The organism is Rhizobacter sp. J219 (genome assembly GCF_024700055.1).
In the GTDB taxonomy this organism is placed as follows: Bacteria; Pseudomonadota; Gammaproteobacteria; order Burkholderiales; family Burkholderiaceae_C; genus Rhizobacter.
Window position 1 is genome coordinate 3,359,929 of the sequence record NZ_JAJOND010000001.1, and the last position, 17,868, is coordinate 3,377,796.

The following is a 17,868-nucleotide window of genomic DNA, read 5'->3' on the forward strand; positions in this document are numbered from 1 at the left end:
TTGTGTGCCACAGGCACACGGCCTCGCCTGCGCCTTGCCGTGCACGCCTTCAGGCTTCAGCGCGACTGCCCTTTTAGTGTTAACAGGCCCTAGCTGCAAACGACCGATGCGGTGGCCACGAAACCGTTGAACAAGGCCATCGACACCCCCCCCGACACCGCATACGGGTCGAGCGTGGCCGTCTCTGAGTACTTGAGCAGCAGCGAGGCGTTGAGGTCGGACAGGTTCACCTGCCCCATGGCCCAGCCCGCAAACTTGCGTTCGCCAATCTCTTCGTAGGTCAGCAGCACCACATCGCGGTGGCGAGCATCGTTGGCGATGCGGTTGTAAAGCTGGCTCACCGCCAGGCGGCCGCCTTCGAGCACCTGCAGGAACAGGCCTTCGGAGAAGCACAGCACACCGGTCACGCCTGAGGCGGGGTTGTGCTGGCGCGATTTCTTCAGGATGGCGGCCAGCGCCTCCTGGTTGACCGACTCGGCGGCGCGGCTGGCATACATCAGGCGTACAAGCATGGTCGAACCCCTTCAGGTCTTCTTGCTGAGCAATGACAGGAACTCGCGGCGCAGGTTCGCGTCTTTCAGGAAAGCGCCGCGCATCACGCTGTTGGTCATCATCGCGTCGTCGTCCTTCACGCCTCGCCAGTGCATGCAGAAGTGATCGGCCTCCATCACGATGGCCAGGCCATCGGGCTTGACGCGCGATTGCAGCTCGTTGGCGAGCATGGTCACCGCCTCCTCCTGGATCTGCGGGCGCGACATGATCCAGTCGCAGATGCGCGCGTACTTCGACAGGCCGATGAGGTTGGAATGCTCGTTGGGCAGGATGCCGATCCACACCCTGCCCATGATCGGGCACAGGTGGTGCGAGCAGGCGCTGCGCACCGTGATCGGGCCCACGATCATCAGCTCGTTGAGGCGCTCGACATTGGGGAACTCGGTCACTGCCGGCATGGGCTGGTAGCGCCCGCGAAACACCTCGGTGAGGTACATCTTGGCCACGCGCTGCGCCGTCTCGTTGGTGTTGTGGTCGCTTTCGGTATCGATCACCAGCGACTTGAGCACCTCCTGCATCTTGGCCGCGATCTCGTCGCGCAACTCGTCGATCTCGCCTTCGCGGATGAAGGCCGAGATGTTGTCGTTGGCGTGGTAGCGCCGCCCGGAGCCGACCAGCCGGTAGCGGATGCGCTCCGACGCGCTCAGCTGCGCGAGGTCTTCCTCGGTTCTGAAGATCGGCGCGGGGGGTGGGGCCGGCATGCAAGGTCCTGTCGAGGTGGAAGAGCAGCGATTGTGCTGCCTTGCGCCGGCCGCCGCTGGCGAGCTGCACTGCACCCCCCCGAAAAGGCTCCTGACACAACGCTGTCAGCAAGAGGCGCCGACCATGGCCACTCAGTCAACCACAGGAGAGAAACATGGCCCAACACACCCAACAGCATGCCGTGAACTGGTTCGAAATCCCGGTGCTGGAGCAGCACCGCGCCCAGGCCTTCTACGAGCGCTTGCTCGATGTGAAGCTCGACTGGCAGACGATGGGCGGGCAATCTCTCGCCGTCATTCCCTACGACGACGGTGCCGTCGGCGGCTGCCTGGTGGCGGCCGGCCAGGGCATGGCGCCCTCGACCGAGGGCACGCTGGTCTACCTGAACGCCAAGCCCTCGCTCGACGCGGCGCTCGCCCGCGTGGAGCCGGCCGGCGGGCGCATCACCACGCCCAAGGTGCAGCTGCCGGGCGACCTGGGCTTCTTCGCCCACGTGACCGACACCGAAGGCAACCGCATCGGCCTGCACGCGCTGAGCTGATCCGCCATGCCGCTGGAGCCTTTCGAGCCCCCCTTGCGCCACCCCCTGCAGGTGATGGCGCGCCCCGCCCTGCTCCCGCTGCGCGCACCCAACGCGCCGCGGCTGCAGAATCATCCACCCGTCACCCCTTCTCCACGGCCACAAGCCGACGAGCCCGACCGTATGCGACGCGCAGACCGACTCTTCCAGATCGTGCAGATCATCCGTGGCCGGCGCCTGTCGACCGCGCAGTTCCTGGCCGAGCGCCTGGAGGTGTCGGAACGCACCGTGTACCGCGACATCGCCGAGCTGATGACGCAAGGGGTGCCCATCGAGGGCGAGGCCGGTGTCGGCTACCGCATGCGCACCGGCTTCGACCTCCCGCCGCTCATGTTCACCCACGAAGAAGCGCAGGCGCTGGTCGCCTCGGTGCGCATCGCCCAGCCGCGGCTCGATGCCTCGCTCGCCGCGCAGGCGGAGAACGCGCTGTCGAAGATCCTCGCCGTGCTGCCGGCCGCCGCACGTGCCGCCGCCGAGACGCTCGCGGTCTACGCGCCGCCGGTCGAGTTCGACCCGGTGACCCGCATGCGGCTGGAGCCGCTGCGCCTGGCCGCCGAAGGGCGACGCAAGGTGCGGCTCTCCTACCTCGACCTGAAAGACGTGGCCAGCGAGCGCACGGTGCGCCCGCTCGGCTGCTTCTACTGGGGCGCGGTGTGGACGCTCGCCGCCTGGTGCGAGGTGCGCGAGGAGTTCCGCAACTTCCGCATCGACCGCATCCGCGAGCTGGAGGTGCTGAGCGCCTTCCGCGACGAACCCGGCAAGACGTTGCCCGATTTCTTCCGCCAGGCCGAGGCCTCGGCGGCTCACCGGCCGGCGCGCAACACCCTCAGTTGAGCCCGCGCTGCTGCCGGGCCCAGCGCTCCAGCACGCCGCGCCAGGGCCACAGGCGCTGCGGCGCGTCGCCCACCCGCTCGCCGGTGGCGCCGCGCCACAGGCCGCCGGCATCGAAGCTGAACACCGGGCGCAGGTCGGGTCGGCGCGACAAGCCCTGCAGCAGCGGGTCGACACAATCGAGCACGATCGGGTCGCCGGCTTGCGCGTCGGCGATCACCACCACGTGGGCCACGGGCTCGTGCGGACGATCCTGCGGACGATCGGCCGGCGTCCAGCGTGCGTAGACGAGCCGCGGGCAGCCACCGTCGGTGCAGGCGCCGAGCAGGAAGTACTTGGTGATGGCGTAGTCCTCGCAATCGCCCCGCCCCGCGGCCAGCGTCTCGGCCGGGGTCTGCCAGCAGTCGCGACGGCCGCAGGAGGCGAAGTCGTGGGTGTAGGCCAGCAGCTGGTTGACCTGCTCGTTCACCGCCACGCAGCGCTCGGCAGGCGCCAACTGCCGCAGCGCCTCGGCCAGCTGCTCAAAGCGCTCGGCCGCGGCGGGCAGGGGGTCGGTGGCGCGGGCAGGCAGCGCCCATCCGGCACAGGCACAGCCGGCGGCACCGAAAGCAAAGGTTCTTCGCAGCATGGTGGGGCGCGGCAGTCCGCAGCACCACCACGATTTCACGTTAGGCGCCGTGGGACGAAAACGCAAATCGCCAATTCACATCGCCGGCCGTCGGGCCATGTGACGTGGCGGCCACCCGCAGGCCGGTGGTGTCTTGCAGCCGCTCGATGAGGGCCTGCGTCGAGGCGAGCGGGGCGTCGCCGTAGCGCGGCTGTGCCGCCCGCAGCAGGCGCGTCAGCGCTTCCTGGTGCGCCAGGTCCTGCGGTCTGCCGCGCGGCAGCGCGGTCAGCGTGCGCCCTGCACCATGGACGGGATCTCGCAGCTCGTAGGCCTCGCACCAGCGCAGCGGAACGCCACGCTCGAACACATCGAGGTGGCTGACGAAAAGGCTGTGCCAGCCGTGGCCCGCCGCGATGGCGTGGCGCAGCAGCACCGCATCGGGGTGCCCGCGGCGGAAGGCACCCTGCCAGCCGTCGTCGGTGTTGTGCGGCTCGGCGATGACGTCGAGCGCCACGTCGTGCGAGGGCAGCGGCCCGGCGCCGTGGCGCGTGAGGTGGCTGCGCAGGATGCCGTGGTGCCGCACCGGCGCCACCACGCCCAGGCTCGCGAGCACCGCTTCCACGGCCGCGGGGCCGGTGCTGCTCCAGGTGGTGTGCGGGTGAAAGCCATGCCATTCGTCGAGCAGCAGGCCCTGGGCACCCTCGAAGAGCACCGCGCCCGGCCGGCCGAGGCGCTCGGCCAGGGCACCCGACGCCTGCGGCGGCGCTTGCGCGAGCACCGGCTCCACGGCCGCGAGCCAGCGGTCGGCCAGGTGTTCGTCGGCCAGCGCTTGGGTCTCTTCGGCCCAGGCCGGTTGCGCGTTGGCTTGCCCCAGGTCGAAGTCGGCGGCCAGCCGCTCGCGGATCGCCTGCAGGCACTCGCGCGCCCGCGCCGGATGTCGCAGGTCGGCGTAGCGCAGCACGAGCGCCGGGTGCTGCAGGCCCAGGCGCACCGTCTCGCCCACGCCGACGCCGCAGCTCCCGTGCGCCTTCGCGCCACGCTGCCACTCGCGCAGCCGCCCGGCGGCCTGGTGATAAGGGGTGGTGACGCGGCAGCGGCCGTCGATGAAGAGGCGCGGCCAGGCGTCGGCCACCCCTTTCGCGCCCAGCACACGCGCCTCGACCGCAAGCGCGGTCGGGTGCACCACCACGGGCGCTGCGAGCACGGTCGCCACGCCGGGGTTGAAGCTCGCCGCGCCGAACTGGGAAAACGTGTGATGGCGCCCGTCGGGCAGCACCACGTTGTGGCCGGCCTGCGCGCCGCCGTTGTAGCGCACCACGGTGTGCGCGCCCAGCCGGCGGCACAGCGCGTCGGTGAAGAGACCCTTGCCGCAGTCGCCGAAGCCGAGGCCGATCAGCGAGGCGTAGACGGTGCGGTGAGGGGTCGCGGCCACGTCACCTCAACCGAAGAGGCGGCGCCACCAGCCGGGCTTGCCCGACACCACCCCGCCGGTGTGCACACGTGCGGCGGCGTTCGGGTCGAGCAGCGCGGCGTAGGGGCGCAGCGCGCGCACGATGGCGCCGATGCGCTCGCGCGGCAGGCCCTCGGCCTTGAGCGCGGCCGCCACGGCATCGGTGTCGGGCAGCACCCGTTCAGTCAGGCCGACGATCGCGGCCGCCACCGCGCAGGTGTCGTCGCTCGACTCCATGCAGATCACCTGGTCGCCCAGCAGCTCGCGCCAGGCGCTTCGCAGCGCCCGCGGCGCTGCAGGTCGGGGATCAGGAAGAAGAGGTGGTAGTTCTCGGCCGCGGCGGCGATGGCCTCTTCGATTGGGATGTCTTCGTCTAGCTTCTCGCCGATCAGCGCTTCGACCTGGTGGCGCGAGACCGCCGGGTACGGCAGCTCGTCGCCGGTCATGAAGAGGTAGCCGCGCTTCTTGCGCTTGACGGCCGCGTCGGTGTCGGTGTGCTGGGCCAGCACGTAGAACGCCAGCTCGTAGCTTTCGGAGCCGCTACCGCCGCCCCCGCCTTCGAGGTAGCTCCAGGTGAGCCACTGGTCCATCAGTTCGGCGGTCGACTCGAACTGGCCCACCTGCAGCGGCGCGTGGTCGGAGGTGGCGTCACCGATGGCCATGAAGAGCAGCTGCGGGTCGGCGATGCGGCAGGCCCCGAGCAGCTTCATGAAGTTGGGCAGGTCGCGCCGCGCGAGGATCTGCGGGATGTCGCCCATCGAGCCGGTCACGTCGAGCGCGAACACGATGGGCAGCGAATTCGGGTGGTCGGCGCTGTCGCGCGACTCGCGCACCTTGAGGCCGCGTGGGTCCATCAGCGCATGGCAGCCGCGCTGGCTGAACACCTCGTGGGCGGGGCGCGAGGCGCGGTCGGCGATGAGGGCGGCGTGTGCCGCGTGCGAGTAGTTTCCGTGTCCCATGGGGTCCTCCTGAATGTGCGTCGTCTATGCGCGCAGCGGGTGAAAAGGAATGAACTGCGGCGGCCCGAAGGCCGCGCGGGCCGCGGCGACGAGCGCCTGGTCGATTCCCGCCGCACCGAGGCGCTCGCACCAGCGGGCATCGGTGCTCGCGGTGTGCAGCAACTCGGCCAACGCGCTCGGGATGCGCGCGGAGATCGCAGGCTCCGCATCGGCCGGCCCGTGCAGCAGCGAACGGATCGCCCACGCCGACTGCATCAGGTCACGCGCGGTGTCGCCGCGCTGCGTGGCGCGCGACCAGCCGATCAGCAGCACGCCGTGGTCGCCGGGGTGCACCAGCGCGTGCTCGGGGCTCACGTCGCCATGCGTCCAGCCGGCGCCATGCACATAGCCGAGCACTTCGAGCAGCCGGCGCCAGATCCACACTGCATGGCGCTCGTCGTTCAGCCCCTGCGGATGCGCGCGTTGCACGTCGGCCAGGCTGCCCCAGAATCCCACCGGCTGGCGCAGCACCAGCGCATCGCGCTCATGCCCCGGCTCGCCGCTGCGCGAGAACACCACCACCTGCGGCAGGCGCTGGCTGAAGTAGGCGGCGCCCGGGCCTTGCAGGGCCTGCAGCGCACGCAGCACCTCGGCCTCGCGGGCCAGTGCGTGCAGGGTGCCGTGCGCGAGCTTCAGCGTCACCCGCTCGGGCACCACTCCGCACCGCTCGGCCAGCAGCACATCGGACGCGGCGCCGCGTGCCAGCGTGGCCAGCACGCGGTAGCGGCGCCCGCCGACGGCGAGCACCGGCCCGGGGCCGCAGAGGCGCGCGTTCACCCGCTCCAGCGCGGCGCGGAACTCTGCGCGCAGCACCACCTGCGCGCTGCGCGTGACCTGCGCCTGGCAATACGGGCAGGCGACCATGCGCCACAGCGCCTGGCGCGGCAAGGCGCCGCCGCACTGCGGGCAGGTGAGCGCCGTGAGACCGAGGCTCACTGTTCCTTGGGCAGCATGCCGTTCACGCTGACGATGCGGCACTGGCCGGTGTAGGCCTCGCGGCGGGTGTCGCAGTCCGACAGCGCGGCCGAGATCGCCTCACGCGTCGAGGTCTTGCCGCTGGCCCAGCCATAGGCGCCGGCGCCCGAGACGGCAAAGGCCTTTTCGTTGGCGGCCGGCATGTACTGGTCGCGGTAGACCTGCGAGACGGTGTCGCTCGGCAGGCGCGGCATGGCCTGCTCCTGCGCCTGCCGCGTTTCGCGCTCCTCCATCTGCTCGGCCTTCTGCTGCGCCCGTTTCACGTAGTCGTTGTAGGCGGGCAGTGCCACAGCGGCGAGTACGCCGATGCCCACCGTGCTCAGCACGCAGATCGCGATGGCCAGCACCATGTTGCCGCGCCGCGGCTTGGGGCCGTAGTCGTTTTCCTCCGCTTGGCCGGGCCAGAGCGAAATCACCAGGTTGCCGATGAAGCCGAGGTAGGGAATGAGCGTGAGCAGCAACCACCAGCCGCTGCGGTTGAAGTCGTGCAGGCGCAGCACGCTCACGCGGATGCCCCAGATCACCCACACGATGGCCAGCAGGCCCAGCGGCAGGAACATGAGCTTGCCGAGCAGCGGGATGAGCACCGCCGACACCACGCCCACCCCCATCATGGCGAGCATCGACAGGCCCCAGGTGTTGATATAGGTGGCGCGGCCGTAGCGGCCTTCCAGGCTCAGGCTCAGGAAGGGCGGCGGCTCGACCAGGTCGGTGCTGCGCTCGCCTTCGATGTCGGCGGTGGGCGGGGCGAAGCGGCCGCCGGCCTGCTCGCGGGCGGCCAGCCGCTCGGCGCGCGCACGCTCGGCGTCTTCGCGCTTGTTCTCGAGCGCACGCGGGATGTCGGTGTTGCACTTGCGGCACAGCACGAATTTCTTCGGCTGGCGCTCGCCGCAGTTGGGGCACTGGATCTCGTCGGCCAACTCCTGCAGCGACAGCCCGCCGGCCAGCGGTGTGACCGGCGCGGCCGGTGGGGCAGGCATCGCGGCGGGCACGGCAGCAGCCGCAGCGGCGGCCACGGGCCGGACCTCCGGCGGGCCGTCCAGCGGCTCGATCACCACCCGCATGCCCAGCTTGCGCAGCCGGTCAACATAGCGCTCGCCGTCGGCGCGCCCGATCTGGTGCTTGAGCACCGTGCGCTTGCCTGAGAACACGGCCGCGAGGCGGTCGCCTTCCAGCTTGAACATCTCGCCGAAGAGCCGCTTTACCTCGTCGAGCGTGTGGCCCTCCAACAGCTCCCCCGCGAACACCAGACGCACCTGCGCTTGGCCATCCATCCCTGCTCTCCCCGGGTCGTCGCCCTCTGTCTTGATGGGCGGCAGCATACGCAACTGCCACGCCGCCGACGTCGGGCAAAACGTGAACTAGTACCGGTGCTCAATCCATCGGCCAGGGCCGCTGCGCCGGGCGCAACTGCTCCCAGGCGCGCGCCATCTGCAGCACGCCGAGGTCGTCGTGCCGCTGGCCCACGATCTGCAGGCCGATCGGCAGGCCGCCGCTCGTGTAGCCGCAGTTGATGCTGGCCGCCGGCTGCTCGCTCATGTTGTAGGGCAGCGTGAAGGCGATGTGCTCGAAGGGCTGCGCCGGGTCGTTGGTCGGGCACGGCAGCTCGGCGGGGAAGGCGGCGATCGGCGCCGTCGGCGTGAGCACGAAGTCGAACGGCTGGCAGGCTGCCACCGCCGCCTCGCGCATCACGCCCATCTGGCTGAAACCGGAGAACACCTGCTCGCCGCTCAGGCCCTGGCCGCCCCGCGCCCACTCGACGATGAAGGGCAGCACCTGGGCCTGGCGGTCGGCGGGCAGCGCCGAGATGTCCATCCACGCACGGCAGCGCCAGAAGCGGTCCATGCCTTCGGCCATGGCACGCGTCATGAAGGGTGCGAGCGGCGTCACGATCGCACCGGCGGCCTCGAAGGCCCGCGCCGCCGCTTCGACGGCCGCCCGGACCTCCGGTTCGACCGGCAGGCCCCAGCCGGCGTCGAGCATGAGGCCGAGCTTCAGGCCCTTGATCGGCCGGGCGAGCGAGGCCCACGCGATCGGCTGGTAGGGCAGGCTCATGGTGTCGCGGGCATCGGGCAGCGAGAGCACCCGCATCATCAGCGCCGCGTCTTGAACGCTGCGTGTCATCGGGCCGGCCACGCGGCCGTAGTACGGCGGGTGGATGGGAATGCGGCCGAGGCTGGGCTTCAGGGCGAAGATGCCGCACCAGGCGGCGGGCAGGCGCACCGAGCCGCCGATGTCGGTGCCCAGGTGCAGCGGGCCGTAGCCCGCGGCCGCCGCCGCAGCGGCGCCGGCACTGCTGCCGCCAGGGTTCTTGCTCACGTCCCACGGGTTGCGGGCGAGCGCGTGGAAGCTCGACAGCCCCGACGACAACATGCCGTAGTCGGGCATGGTGGTCTTGCACACGATCACCGCACCGGCGGCGCGCAGCCGTGCCGCGGGCGGGGCGTCCTGCTGCGCGGGCACAAGCACGGTGGCGGCCGTGCCCAGCGGCACCGGCACGCCCTGGGTGGCGATGTTCTCCTTGATCGTGACCGGCACACCGTCGAGCACACCCTGCGGCTCGCCGCGCTGCCAGCGTGCCTCGCTGGCACGGGCCTGCGCGAGCGCCGCGTCGGCATCGAGCGCCCAGGTGGCGTGCACACGCGGCTCGCAGGCCTCGATCTGCGCGAGCACCGCCCGCGTGACGTCGAGCGGAGAGAGTTGCCGGCGTTCGTAGGCGGCCAGCATGCCGAGGGCATCGAGACAGTGCAGCTTGTCCATGGAGGCTCCGAGACGGGCGGCGCGGGTGCGCCGCGCTCGTACAAAGACCCGTACCCTAGCCGGTGGCCGCATGCTTGACCAGTGACGAGACGCTTCGCCCCAGTCAGTGCGCCTGCGCAGGGCCTGCGGTACGGCGGCGGCGCCGCCACAGCACGCTCAGCGCCCACAGCCACAGCACCGCGAAATACGTGGCCACGCCGAAGGTGGTGGCCAGCACGCACAGGCCCACCGCCAAGGGCTTGCCCACACCCATCACCTGCTCCTGGAGCCGGCCGAGCCAGCTCTGCTCGGGAGCGCTCTGGGCGTCGGGCACTTCAGGCGGCACCTCGTCCTCGGTGACCGGCTCGCCGAGGATGGCACTGCCCACGCGCCAGGCGGCGTAGTACACCGGGCCGAAGGTGACCGGGTTCGTGACGAGCGTGCTGGCCACCGCCGCCGGCAGGTTGGCGCGCAGCAGCACGGCCGCGGCCGCACTCGCGGGGATCTGGGCGATGGGGATCAAGAGCCCGAAGAAGATGCCCAGCGCCATGCCGAGCGCGAGCCCGCGGCGGCTGAGATGCCACAGGCGCGGGTGGTGCAATGCGGGGCCCATCCAGGCCAGCCAGCGATTGCGCTGCACGGCTTCAGGAGAGGGAAGTAACCGGCGGAGTCTGCGCATGGGGGTGTGGGAGGCGCTGAGTCGGCGCGAAGTTCCCCGCCTGGTGCCGGGCCGTCGGTGCGCGGCGGCCCCGCCTCAGGCCAGGCGGTCGACGGAAACGGGGTGACGGGGCTGCCCGGTGGTCTCGAAGGCGTCGAGGTTGGCCACCGTGGCGGCCGCGATCGCCGCCAGCGCGTCGTGGGTGAAGAAGGCCTGGTGCCCGGTGACCACCACGTTCGGGAAGGTCAGCAGGCGTGCGAACACGTCGTCGCGCAGCACTTCGGCCGAGAGGTCGCGGAAGAAGAGGTCGGCCTCCTCCTCGTACACGTCGATCCCGAGGCTGCCCAACGCGCCGCTCTTGAGGGCGGCGATGACGGCGCGGGTGTCGACCACGGCGCCGCGGCTGGTGTTGACCAGCATCGCGCCGCGCTTCATGCGAGACAACGCGGCGGCGTCGATCAGGTGATGCGTCTGGGGCGTGAGCGGGCAGTGCAGGCTGATGATGTCGCTGCGGGCGAGCAGTTCGGCGAGAGGCACGTAGCGGGCCCCCGCCGCTTCGCAGACGGGATCGGGCGCCGGGTCATGAGCCAGCACCTCGCAGCCGAAGCCTCGCATGATGCGCACGAAGCACAGGCCGATCTTGCCGGTGCCCACCACGCCGACGGTGCGGCCGTGCAGGTCGAAGCCAAGCAGCCCATCGAGCGCGAAGTTGCCCTCGCGCACCCGGGCGTAGGCTCGGTGGATCTTGCGGTTGAGCGCCAGCACGAGCGCCACGGTGTGTTCGGCCACCGCATGCGGCGAGTACTCGGGCACCCGCCCGACGGCAAGACCGAGCGAGGCGGCCGCGGCCAGGTCGACGTGGTTGAAGCCCGCGCAGCGCAGCACCACCAGGCGGATGCCCCGCGAGCGCAGCGCCGCCAGCACGTCGGCGTCGAGCCGGTCGTTGACGAAAGCACACACCGCGTCGTGCCCGTCGGCAGTGGCGACGGTGCTCGCCTCCAGCCGCGCCGGCAGGTAGGTGAACACATGCCGGCCCGCGGCGTTCGCTGCATCGAGGAACCGCTGGTCGTAAGGCTGGGTGCTGAAGACGGCCACACGCATGGCGCCCATCTTCCGCGCCCGGCGTGGTGCCGCGCGCCTAAGGCCCTGCGGGCCGCTCAAGCTTGCGCGCGGCGGGCGCGGCCACGCCGAGCCCGGCGAGGTAGGCGTCGAGCACCTGCTGGCCGGTCTTCACGAGGTCGAAAGCCTCGGGGTCGAGCAGCCAGTTCTGGATGAGGCCGTCGATCAGCGCGTGCAGGCCGATCGCCGCCGCCCGCGCCGGGAGGCGCCGGGGCAGCAGCCCGCGGCGCATGGCCAGCGTGACGCCGCGCTGCGCATGCAGCAGGCACTCGTCGCGGATCTTCAGGTGCCGGTCGCGCACGGCCAGCAGTTCGTCGACGTACTCGACCTTGTGGACGGCGATGCCGAACACGCGGCGCACCTGCGGGTCGTTGGCCGTCAGGCGCAGCGCGTGCAGGAAGTTGGCGCGCATGTAGGCGATCGGGTCGTCGAGGCTCTCGTCGTCGCTGCGGTGGGCGGTCTCTTCCAGCGGCAGCGTCACACGCTCCATCATCGCGTTGAAGAGATCGGCCTTGTCCTTGAAATGCCAGTAGATGGCCCCGCGCGTGAGGCCGGCGGCCTGGGCGATGTCGTTCAGCGTGCTGCGCGAAACGCCACGCTCGTGAAAGACCACCTCAGCCGTGTCAAGGATGAGCTTGCGAGTAGCCTGCGCTTCTTCTTTGGTGCGGCGGACCATGGGTGGGTGTCAGTGGGATGTCAACTTACATTCACGCGTGTATGTATACTAAACCGGCATTCGGTTCCGTCGATCTGCGTTCTGCCTGACGCCGATTCATCCGGTCGAGCGGCCCGAGATTCTGCCCCCCACGTTGCGAGGCGCCGTCGACGGCGCGACCCGAAGGAATTCGCATGTCTGCGTTGAAAGACGTCCGGGCCCGTTGTGCCCACCGTTCCCTGTCACTGACCCTGTCCCTCGTCGCCGCCGCCGCGCTGCTGGCCGCCTGCGGCAAGAAGCCGGAAGGCGCTGCCGGCGCTGCACCGGGAGGCGGCATGCCGCCGCCCCAGGTGGGCGTGGTGACGGTCACCCCGACCACCGTGAGCCTCACCACCGAGCTGCCGGGCCGGCTGGAGGCCTCGCGCGTGGCGCAGGTGCGCGCACGCGCCGCGGGCATCCTGCGCGAGCGGGTGTTCAAGGAAGGCAGCGACGTGAAGGCCGGGCAGCTGCTCTTTCGCATCGACAGCGCGCCCTACCAGGCAGCGCTGGCCAGCGCCCAGGCCACGCTCGCCCGCGCACAGGCCAACGTCGCGCAGACCACCGCCCAGGCCGAGCGCTTCAAGCCGCTGATGGAGGCCAACGCCATCAGCAAGCAGGACTACATCAACGCGGTGTCGGCGCAGAAGTCGGCCGAGGCCGACCTGGCGGCGAGCCGCGCGGCGGTGCAGACGGCGCAGATCAACCTCGGCTATGCCTCGGTCACCTCGCCGATCGCCGGCCGCATCGGCCGGGCGCTCGTCACCGAAGGCGCGCTCGTCGGCCAGGGCGAGGCCACGCCGCTGGCGGTGGTGCAGCAGATCAACCCGATGTACGTCAACTTCACCCAGTCGACCACCGAGGTGCTGAAGCTGCGCCAGGCACTCGCCGCCGGCAAGCTGCAGAAGGCCGGCGCCGACGCGGCGCGTGTGCAGGTGATCCTGGAAGACGGCAGCCCCTACGCACAGCCGGGCAAGCTGCTCTTCAGCGACCTGACCGTCGACCCCACCTCGGGCCAGATCACGCTGCGCGCCGAGGTGCCCAACCCGAACGGCCTGCTGCTGCCCGGCATGTACGTGCGGGTGCGGCTCGCGCAGGCGGCGCTGCCCGAGGGCATCCTGCTGCCGCAGCAGGCCGTCACCCGCAGCGAGACCGGCGACACGGTGCTCGTGGTCGGCGCCGACAACAAGCCGCAAAAGCGCACCGTCAAGGTCGGCTCGGCGCAAGGGCAGAGCTGGCTCGTCACCGACGGCCTGCAGCCGGGCGAGAAGGTGATCGTCGACGGCTTCCAGAAGATGATGGTGCCCGGCGCGCCGGTGAACCCGGTGCCGTGGCAGCCCGCCGCCGCGTCCGCTCCGGCGGGCGCATCCACTCCCGCCTCGGCGGCCAGCCGCTGAGGGGCACGGCAGATGTCACGCTTCTTCATCGACCGGCCCATCTTCGCGTGGGTGATCGCGCTCTTCATCCTGGTGGCCGGCGGCGTGGCGATCACGCAGCTGCCGATCGCGCAGTACCCGCCGGTGGCACCGCCCTCCATCGTCATCAACGCCACCTACCCCGGCGCCTCGGCGCAGACGCTCGAAGACGCGGTGCTCTCCGTCATCGAACGCGAGATGAACGGCTCGCCCGGCCTCATGTACATGGAGTCGGTGGCGCAGGCCAACGGCACCGGCACCATCACCATCAGCTTCGAGCCCGGCACCAATGCCGACCTCGCGCAGGTGGACGTGCAGAACCGCCTCAGCCGCGCCTCGCCCCGCCTGCCCTCGGCGGTGACGCAGCAGGGTGTGCGCGTCGACAAGGCGCGCTCGAACTTCCTGCTCTTCACCATCCTCTCGTCCGACAACCCGGCCTACGACCCGGTCGCGCTCGGCGACTACGCCTCGCGCAACATCCTGCCCGAGCTGCAGCGCGTGCCGGGTGTGGGCCAGGCGCAGCTTTTCGGCACCGAGCGCGCGATGCGCATCTGGCTCGACCCCAACAAGCTGCAGAGCTACAACCTCTCGTCGGCCGAGGTGCTGGCTGCCATCCGCGCGCAGAACGCGCAGGTGTCGTCGGGCACGATCGGCGACCTGCCCAACATCGCCGGCCAGGGCATCTCGGCGACCGTGGTGGTGAAGGGGCAGCTCAGCACGCCCGAGGAGTTCGGCGCCATCGTGCTGCGCGCGCTGACCGACGGCTCCACCGTGCGCCTGCGCGACGTGGCGCGGCTCGAGCTTCGGCGCCCAGGCCTACGCCACCTCGGCGCGGCTGAACGGCAACCCGTCGACCGGCATCGGTGTACAGCTCGCCCCGAGCGGCAACGCGCTGGCCACGGCCGCGGCCATCCACAAGCGCATGGACGAGCTCTCCAAGCTCTTCCCGCAGGGCATGAAGTACGCGATCCCCTACGACAGCTCGCGCTTCATCAAGATCTCGATCAGCCAGGTGGCCGAGACACTGGTCGAAGCGGTGGTGCTGGTGTTCCTCGTCATGTTCCTCTTCCTGCAGAACTGGCGCTACACCATCATCCCGACCATCGTGGTGCCGATCTCGCTGCTGGGCACGTTCGCGGTGCTGCTCACGCTCGGCTTCTCGATCAACGTGCTGACCATGTTCGGCATGGTGCTCGTGATCGGCATCGTGGTCGACGACGCCATCGTGGTGGTGGAAAACGTCGAACGCATCATGAGCGAGGAAGGCCTGCCGCCCTTGCAGGCCACGCGCAAGGCCATGGGCCAGATCTCGGGCGCCATCGTCGGCGTGACGGTGGCGCTGATCTCGGTGTTCGTGCCGCTCGCCTTCTTCTCGGGGTCGGTGGGCAACATCTACCGCCAGTTCTCGGCGGTGATGGTGGCGGCCATCGCCTTCTCGGCCTTCATGGCGCTGTCGCTCACGCCGGCCTTGTGCGCCACGCTGCTGAAGCCGGTGGAGAAGGGCCACCACCATGAGAAGACCGGCTTCTTCGGCTGGTTCAACCGCGGCTTCACGCGCACGGCCAAGGGCTACGAAGGCTGGGTCGCGCGGATCTTGAAGCGTGCCGGACGCTTCATGATCATCTACCTCGCGATCGGCCTCGCGGTGGCGCTGCTCTACAAGCGCCTGCCCACCTCCTTCCTGCCGCAGGAAGACCAGGGCAACATGATCGTCAACGTGCAGCTGCCGCCGGGTGCCACGCAGGCGCGCACGCTGGAGGTGATGAAGCAGGTCGAGGCCTACATCCTCAAGCAGCCCGAGGTGCAGAGCATGGTGGGCGTGCTGGGCTTCAGCTTCTCGGGCCAGGGTCAGAACGCGGCCCTCGCCTTCGTGACGCTGAAAGACTGGAAGGAGCGCGAAGAGCCGCAGCAAAAGGCCGATGCGATTGCCGGCCGCGCCTTCGGTGCGCTGATGGGCATCCGCGATGCGTTCATCTACCCCTTGAGCCCGCCGCCCATTCCTGAACTCGGCCAGTCGTCGGGTTTCAGCTTCCGCCTGCAAGACCGCGCCGGCCAGGGCCACCAGGCGCTGGTCAACGCCCGCAACCAGCTGCTGGGCATGGCCTCGCAAAGCAAGGTGATCACGCAGGTGCGGCCCGACGGTCTGGAAGACGCGCCGCAGGTGGAGCTCGCGATCGACCGCGACCGCGCCAACGCACTCGGCGTGAGCTTCGACAGCATCAACAGCGCCATCTCCACCTCGCTCGGCTCGGCCTACGTCAACGACTTCCCCAACGCCGGGCGCCTGCAGCGGGTGGTGGTGCAGGCCGACGCGCCCGCGCGCATGCAGCCGGAAGACCTGCTCAAGCTCAACGCCATCAACAACCAGGGCAAGCCGGTGCCGCTCTCGGCCTTCGCCACCACCAAGTGGGTGACGGGCGCGATGCAGACGGTGCGCTACAACGGCTACCCCGCCATGCGCATCAACGGCTCGGCCGCACCCGGCTACAGCACCGGCGCGGCGATGGCCGAGATGGAAGCGCTGGCCGCCAAGCTGCCGCCCGGGTTCGCCTTCGAGTGGACGGGCCAGTCGCGCGAGGAGAAGCTCGCTGGTTCGCAGGCGCTCATCCTCTACGGCTTCGCGATCCTGGCGGTGTTCCTCTGCCTGGCCGCGCTGTACGAGAGCTGGTCAATCCCGCTGGCGGTGATGCTCGTCGTGCCGCTCGGCGTGCTGGGCGTGATCCTCGGCGTGACCTTGCGTGGCTACACCAACGACGTGTACTTCCAGGTCGGCCTGATCACCATCATCGGCCTGTCGGCGAAGAACGCCATCCTGATCATCGAGTTCGCGAAAGACCTGCAGGCGCAGGGCAAGAGCGCGATGGAGGCCGCGCTGACGGCGGCCCACATCCGCTTCCGCCCGATCCTCATGACCTCGCTCGCCTTCATCCTCGGCACGCTGCCGCTGATGCTCGCCTCCGGTGCGGGCTCGTCGAGCCAGCGCGTGCTCGGCACCGGCGTGATCGGCGGCATGGTGAGCTCGGTGCTGCTGGCGGTGTTCTTCGTGCCGGTGTTCTACGTCGTGGTGCGCCGCTTCTTCAAGGGCAGTGAGCGGCAGCGCAAGTTCTACGCCCACGAGAAAGATGCAGAGGACCAAGGAGGTCACCAACATGTTTGACGCACGCTTCACCGGCCTGGCTGCCGCGCTGCTGCTGGCCGGCTGCACGAGCATGGCGCCGCGCTACGAGCGGCCGGCCGCGCCGGTCGCGCCGGCCTTCACCGACACGGTGGCGGCCACGGGCACCCAGGCCGCGAGCGACATCGAGTGGCAGCGCTTCTTCGTCGACGAGCGCCTGAAGCGCCTGATCGAGATCGCGCTCAGCAACAACCGCGACCTGCGCGTGGCGGTGCTCAACATCGAGGCCGCTCGCGCCAACTACGGCGTGCGCCGCGCCGACCTCTACCCCAACCTCGGTGTCGGTCTCACCGGCCAGCGCGGGCCCTCGCAGACCACCGGCCAGCTGACGACCGTGTTCAGCGCCGGCATCCAGCTCTCGACCTGGGAACTCGACCTCTTCGGCCGCATCCAGAGCCTGGGCAACGCCGCGGCGGCGCAGTACCTGGGCAGCGTCGAGGGGCGCAAGGCCGTGCAGATCAGCCTCATCGCGGCCGTCGCCAACACCTACCTGAGCCTGCTGGCCGACGACGAGCTGCTCGCCATCACCCGCGACACGCTCGGCACCCGCGAAGACTCGTTCAGGCTCAACAAGCTGAAATTCGACAACGGCGCCGCCTCCGAAGCTCGACCTGCGCCAGGCCGAGTCGCTGCTCGAGGCCGGCAAGGTGACGCTGGCGGCCGTCACGCGCCAGCGCGCGCTCGATGAAAACGCGCTGGTGCTGCTGATCGGCCAGCCGCTGCCGACCGACCTGCCGCCCGCACTTTCCATCGGTGAACAACGCCTCGCGTCCGACCTGCCCGCCGGCCTGCCGTCGGACGTGCTGACGCGCCGCCCCGACGTGCGCCAGGCCGAGCAGCAGCTGATCGCGGCCAACGCCAACATCGGCGCCGCACGCGCCGCCTTCTTCCCGCGCATCAGCCTGACCGGCAGCGTGGGCAGCGCCAGCTCCGAAACCGATGGCCTCTTCAAGGCCGGCAGCAAGGCCTGGAGCATCTCGGGCTCGGTGCTGCAGCCGATCTTCGACGCCGGGCGCAACAGCGCCAACCTCGACCTCGCGAAAACCAACCGCGAGATCGCGGTCGCGCAATACGAGCGGTCGATCCAGAACGCCTTCCGCGAAGTGCAGGATGCGCTGGCCGGCCGCGCCACGCTGGGCGAACAGGCGCGTGCGCAGCTGGCGCAGGCCAACGCCGAGCAGACGCGCTTCAAGCTCGCCGACCTGCGCTACCGCAACGGTGCCGCGAGCTACCTCGACGTGCTCGACGCCCAGCGCGCCCTCTTCACCGCGCAGCAGGCGGTGGTGCAGGTGCAGGCGGCGATGGTGCAGAACCAGGTCAACCTCTACAAGGTGCTCGGGGGCGGCTGGGCGGAGCCGACCACCACCAAATGAGCA

15 protein-coding genes and 2 pseudogenes are annotated in these 17,868 nt (G+C 70.3%); 5 read left to right on the forward strand and 12 right to left on the reverse strand.

Annotated features, from left to right (window positions below; translation table 11 throughout):
- Positions 1 to 89: 89 nt before the first annotated feature.
- Positions 90 to 512 (reverse strand): BLUF domain-containing protein, encoded by a 423-nt coding sequence (locus LRS03_RS15800; protein WP_257826583.1) that lies wholly within the window; start codon positions 510 to 512, stop codon positions 90 to 92.
- A 12-nt stretch (positions 513 to 524) separates the two neighbouring features.
- Complete coding sequence (gene folE, locus LRS03_RS15805; protein ID WP_257826584.1) at positions 525 to 1,253, reverse strand: GTP cyclohydrolase I; 729 nt, start codon at positions 1,251 to 1,253, stop codon at positions 525 to 527.
- A gap of 155 nt (positions 1,254 to 1,408) precedes the next feature.
- Between folE and LRS03_RS15810 the strand changes: the two genes are divergently transcribed.
- Together LRS03_RS15810 and LRS03_RS15815 are read left to right on the forward strand one after the other, a co-directional pair.
- Positions 1,409 to 1,795, forward strand: a complete 387-nt coding sequence (locus tag LRS03_RS15810) for a VOC family protein (RefSeq protein ID WP_257826585.1) — start codon at positions 1,409 to 1,411, stop codon at positions 1,793 to 1,795.
- 162 nt (positions 1,796 to 1,957) lie between these two features.
- Positions 1,958 to 2,668 (forward strand): helix-turn-helix transcriptional regulator, encoded by a 711-nt coding sequence (locus LRS03_RS15815; protein WP_257826586.1) that lies wholly within the window; start codon positions 1,958 to 1,960, stop codon positions 2,666 to 2,668.
- On the opposite strand, the gene LRS03_RS15820 is transcribed toward LRS03_RS15815, so the two are convergent.
- From LRS03_RS15820 to LRS03_RS15865, 10 genes are all read right to left on the reverse strand, one after another.
- On the reverse strand, positions 2,661 to 3,293 hold the full coding sequence (locus LRS03_RS15820) for a transglutaminase-like cysteine peptidase (protein ID WP_257826588.1): 633 nt from the start codon (positions 3,291 to 3,293) through the stop codon (positions 2,661 to 2,663). The two genes, LRS03_RS15815 and LRS03_RS15820, sit on opposite strands and share 8 nt — an antisense overlap.
- Before the next feature lie 40 nt (positions 3,294 to 3,333).
- Positions 3,334 to 4,704 carry an adenylosuccinate synthetase gene (locus LRS03_RS15825; protein ID WP_257826590.1) on the reverse strand — a complete coding sequence of 457 codons (1,371 nt, stop codon included), beginning with the start codon at positions 4,702 to 4,704 and terminating at the stop codon, positions 3,334 to 3,336.
- A gap of 6 nt (positions 4,705 to 4,710) precedes the next feature.
- Positions 4,711 to 4,959 (reverse strand): hypothetical protein, encoded by a 249-nt coding sequence (locus tag LRS03_RS15830; protein ID WP_257826592.1) that lies wholly within the window; start codon positions 4,957 to 4,959, stop codon positions 4,711 to 4,713.
- 5 nt (positions 4,960 to 4,964) lie between these two features.
- Positions 4,965 to 5,681: a VWA domain-containing protein gene (locus LRS03_RS15835; RefSeq protein WP_257826593.1), complete on the reverse strand. Its 717-nt coding sequence runs from the start codon at positions 5,679 to 5,681 to the stop codon at positions 4,965 to 4,967.
- Between the two features lie 24 nt (positions 5,682 to 5,705).
- Entirely contained in the window at positions 5,706 to 6,656 is a 951-nt protein-coding gene (locus LRS03_RS15840) for a lipopolysaccharide kinase InaA family protein (protein WP_257826594.1), read from the reverse strand.
- Positions 6,653 to 7,969: a DUF805 domain-containing protein gene (locus LRS03_RS15845; RefSeq protein ID WP_257826596.1), complete on the reverse strand. Its 1,317-nt coding sequence runs from the start codon at positions 7,967 to 7,969 to the stop codon at positions 6,653 to 6,655. The genes LRS03_RS15840 and LRS03_RS15845 overlap by 4 nt, the downstream gene beginning before the upstream one ends.
- A 100-nt stretch (positions 7,970 to 8,069) precedes the next feature.
- Positions 8,070 to 9,455, reverse strand: a complete 1,386-nt coding sequence (locus tag LRS03_RS15850; protein ID WP_257826597.1) for an amidase — start codon at positions 9,453 to 9,455, stop codon at positions 8,070 to 8,072.
- A 103-nt stretch (positions 9,456 to 9,558) separates the two neighbouring features.
- Positions 9,559 to 10,074: a DUF2062 domain-containing protein gene (locus LRS03_RS15855; protein WP_257826599.1), complete on the reverse strand. Its 516-nt coding sequence runs from the start codon at positions 10,072 to 10,074 to the stop codon at positions 9,559 to 9,561.
- 114 nt (positions 10,075 to 10,188) lie between these two features.
- A complete protein-coding gene (locus LRS03_RS15860; protein WP_257826600.1) occupies positions 10,189 to 11,193 on the reverse strand; it encodes a 2-hydroxyacid dehydrogenase in 1,005 nt (334 codons plus the stop codon).
- 37 nt (positions 11,194 to 11,230) lie between these two features.
- Positions 11,231 to 11,887 carry a TetR family transcriptional regulator gene (locus LRS03_RS15865; RefSeq protein ID WP_257826601.1) on the reverse strand — a complete coding sequence of 219 codons (657 nt, stop codon included), beginning with the start codon at positions 11,885 to 11,887 and terminating at the stop codon, positions 11,231 to 11,233.
- A 173-nt stretch (positions 11,888 to 12,060) separates the two neighbouring features.
- Here LRS03_RS15865 and LRS03_RS15870 point away from each other — a divergent pair, with 173 nt between their 5' ends.
- From LRS03_RS15870 to LRS03_RS15880, 3 genes and pseudogenes are all read left to right on the forward strand, one after another.
- Positions 12,061 to 13,299, forward strand: coding sequence for an efflux RND transporter periplasmic adaptor subunit (locus LRS03_RS15870; RefSeq protein WP_257826603.1), 1,239 nt, complete (start codon positions 12,061 to 12,063; stop codon positions 13,297 to 13,299).
- A gap of 12 nt (positions 13,300 to 13,311) precedes the next feature.
- Positions 13,312 to 16,474: pseudogene (locus LRS03_RS15875) on the forward strand (efflux RND transporter permease subunit).
- Positions 16,467 to 17,865 (forward strand): annotated as a pseudogene (locus tag LRS03_RS15880) (efflux transporter outer membrane subunit). The pseudogenes LRS03_RS15875 and LRS03_RS15880 overlap by 8 nt, the downstream one beginning before the upstream one ends.
- Positions 17,866 to 17,868 lie beyond the last annotated feature (3 nt).

What these genes read in the sequence shown, in the direction of transcription:
- LRS03_RS15800 (WP_257826583.1), bottom strand. Translation starts at nt 512, where the DNA reads ATGCTTGTACGCCTGATGTATGCCAGCCGCGCCGCCGAGTCGGTCAAC.
- folE (WP_257826584.1), bottom strand. Translation starts at nt 1,253, where the DNA reads ATGCCGGCCCCACCCCCCGCGCCGATCTTCAGAACCGAGGAAGACCTC.
- LRS03_RS15810 (WP_257826585.1), top strand. Translation starts at nt 1,409, where the DNA reads ATGGCCCAACACACCCAACAGCATGCCGTGAACTGGTTCGAAATCCCG.
- LRS03_RS15815 (WP_257826586.1), top strand. Translation starts at nt 1,958, where the DNA reads ATGCGACGCGCAGACCGACTCTTCCAGATCGTGCAGATCATCCGTGGC.
- LRS03_RS15820 (WP_257826588.1), bottom strand. Translation starts at nt 3,293, where the DNA reads ATGCTGCGAAGAACCTTTGCTTTCGGTGCCGCCGGCTGTGCCTGTGCC.
- LRS03_RS15830 (WP_257826592.1), bottom strand. Translation starts at nt 4,959, where the DNA reads ATGGAGTCGAGCGACGACACCTGCGCGGTGGCGGCCGCGATCGTCGGC.
- LRS03_RS15835 (WP_257826593.1), bottom strand. Translation starts at nt 5,681, where the DNA reads ATGGGACACGGAAACTACTCGCACGCGGCACACGCCGCCCTCATCGCC.
- LRS03_RS15845 (WP_257826596.1), bottom strand. Translation starts at nt 7,969, where the DNA reads ATGGATGGCCAAGCGCAGGTGCGTCTGGTGTTCGCGGGGGAGCTGTTG.
- LRS03_RS15850 (WP_257826597.1), bottom strand. Translation starts at nt 9,455, where the DNA reads ATGGACAAGCTGCACTGTCTCGATGCCCTCGGCATGCTGGCCGCCTAC.
- LRS03_RS15860 (WP_257826600.1), bottom strand. Translation starts at nt 11,193, where the DNA reads ATGCGTGTGGCCGTCTTCAGCACCCAGCCTTACGACCAGCGGTTCCTC.
- LRS03_RS15865 (WP_257826601.1), bottom strand. Translation starts at nt 11,887, where the DNA reads ATGGTCCGCCGCACCAAAGAAGAAGCGCAGGCTACTCGCAAGCTCATC.
- LRS03_RS15870 (WP_257826603.1), top strand. Translation starts at nt 12,061, where the DNA reads ATGTCTGCGTTGAAAGACGTCCGGGCCCGTTGTGCCCACCGTTCCCTG.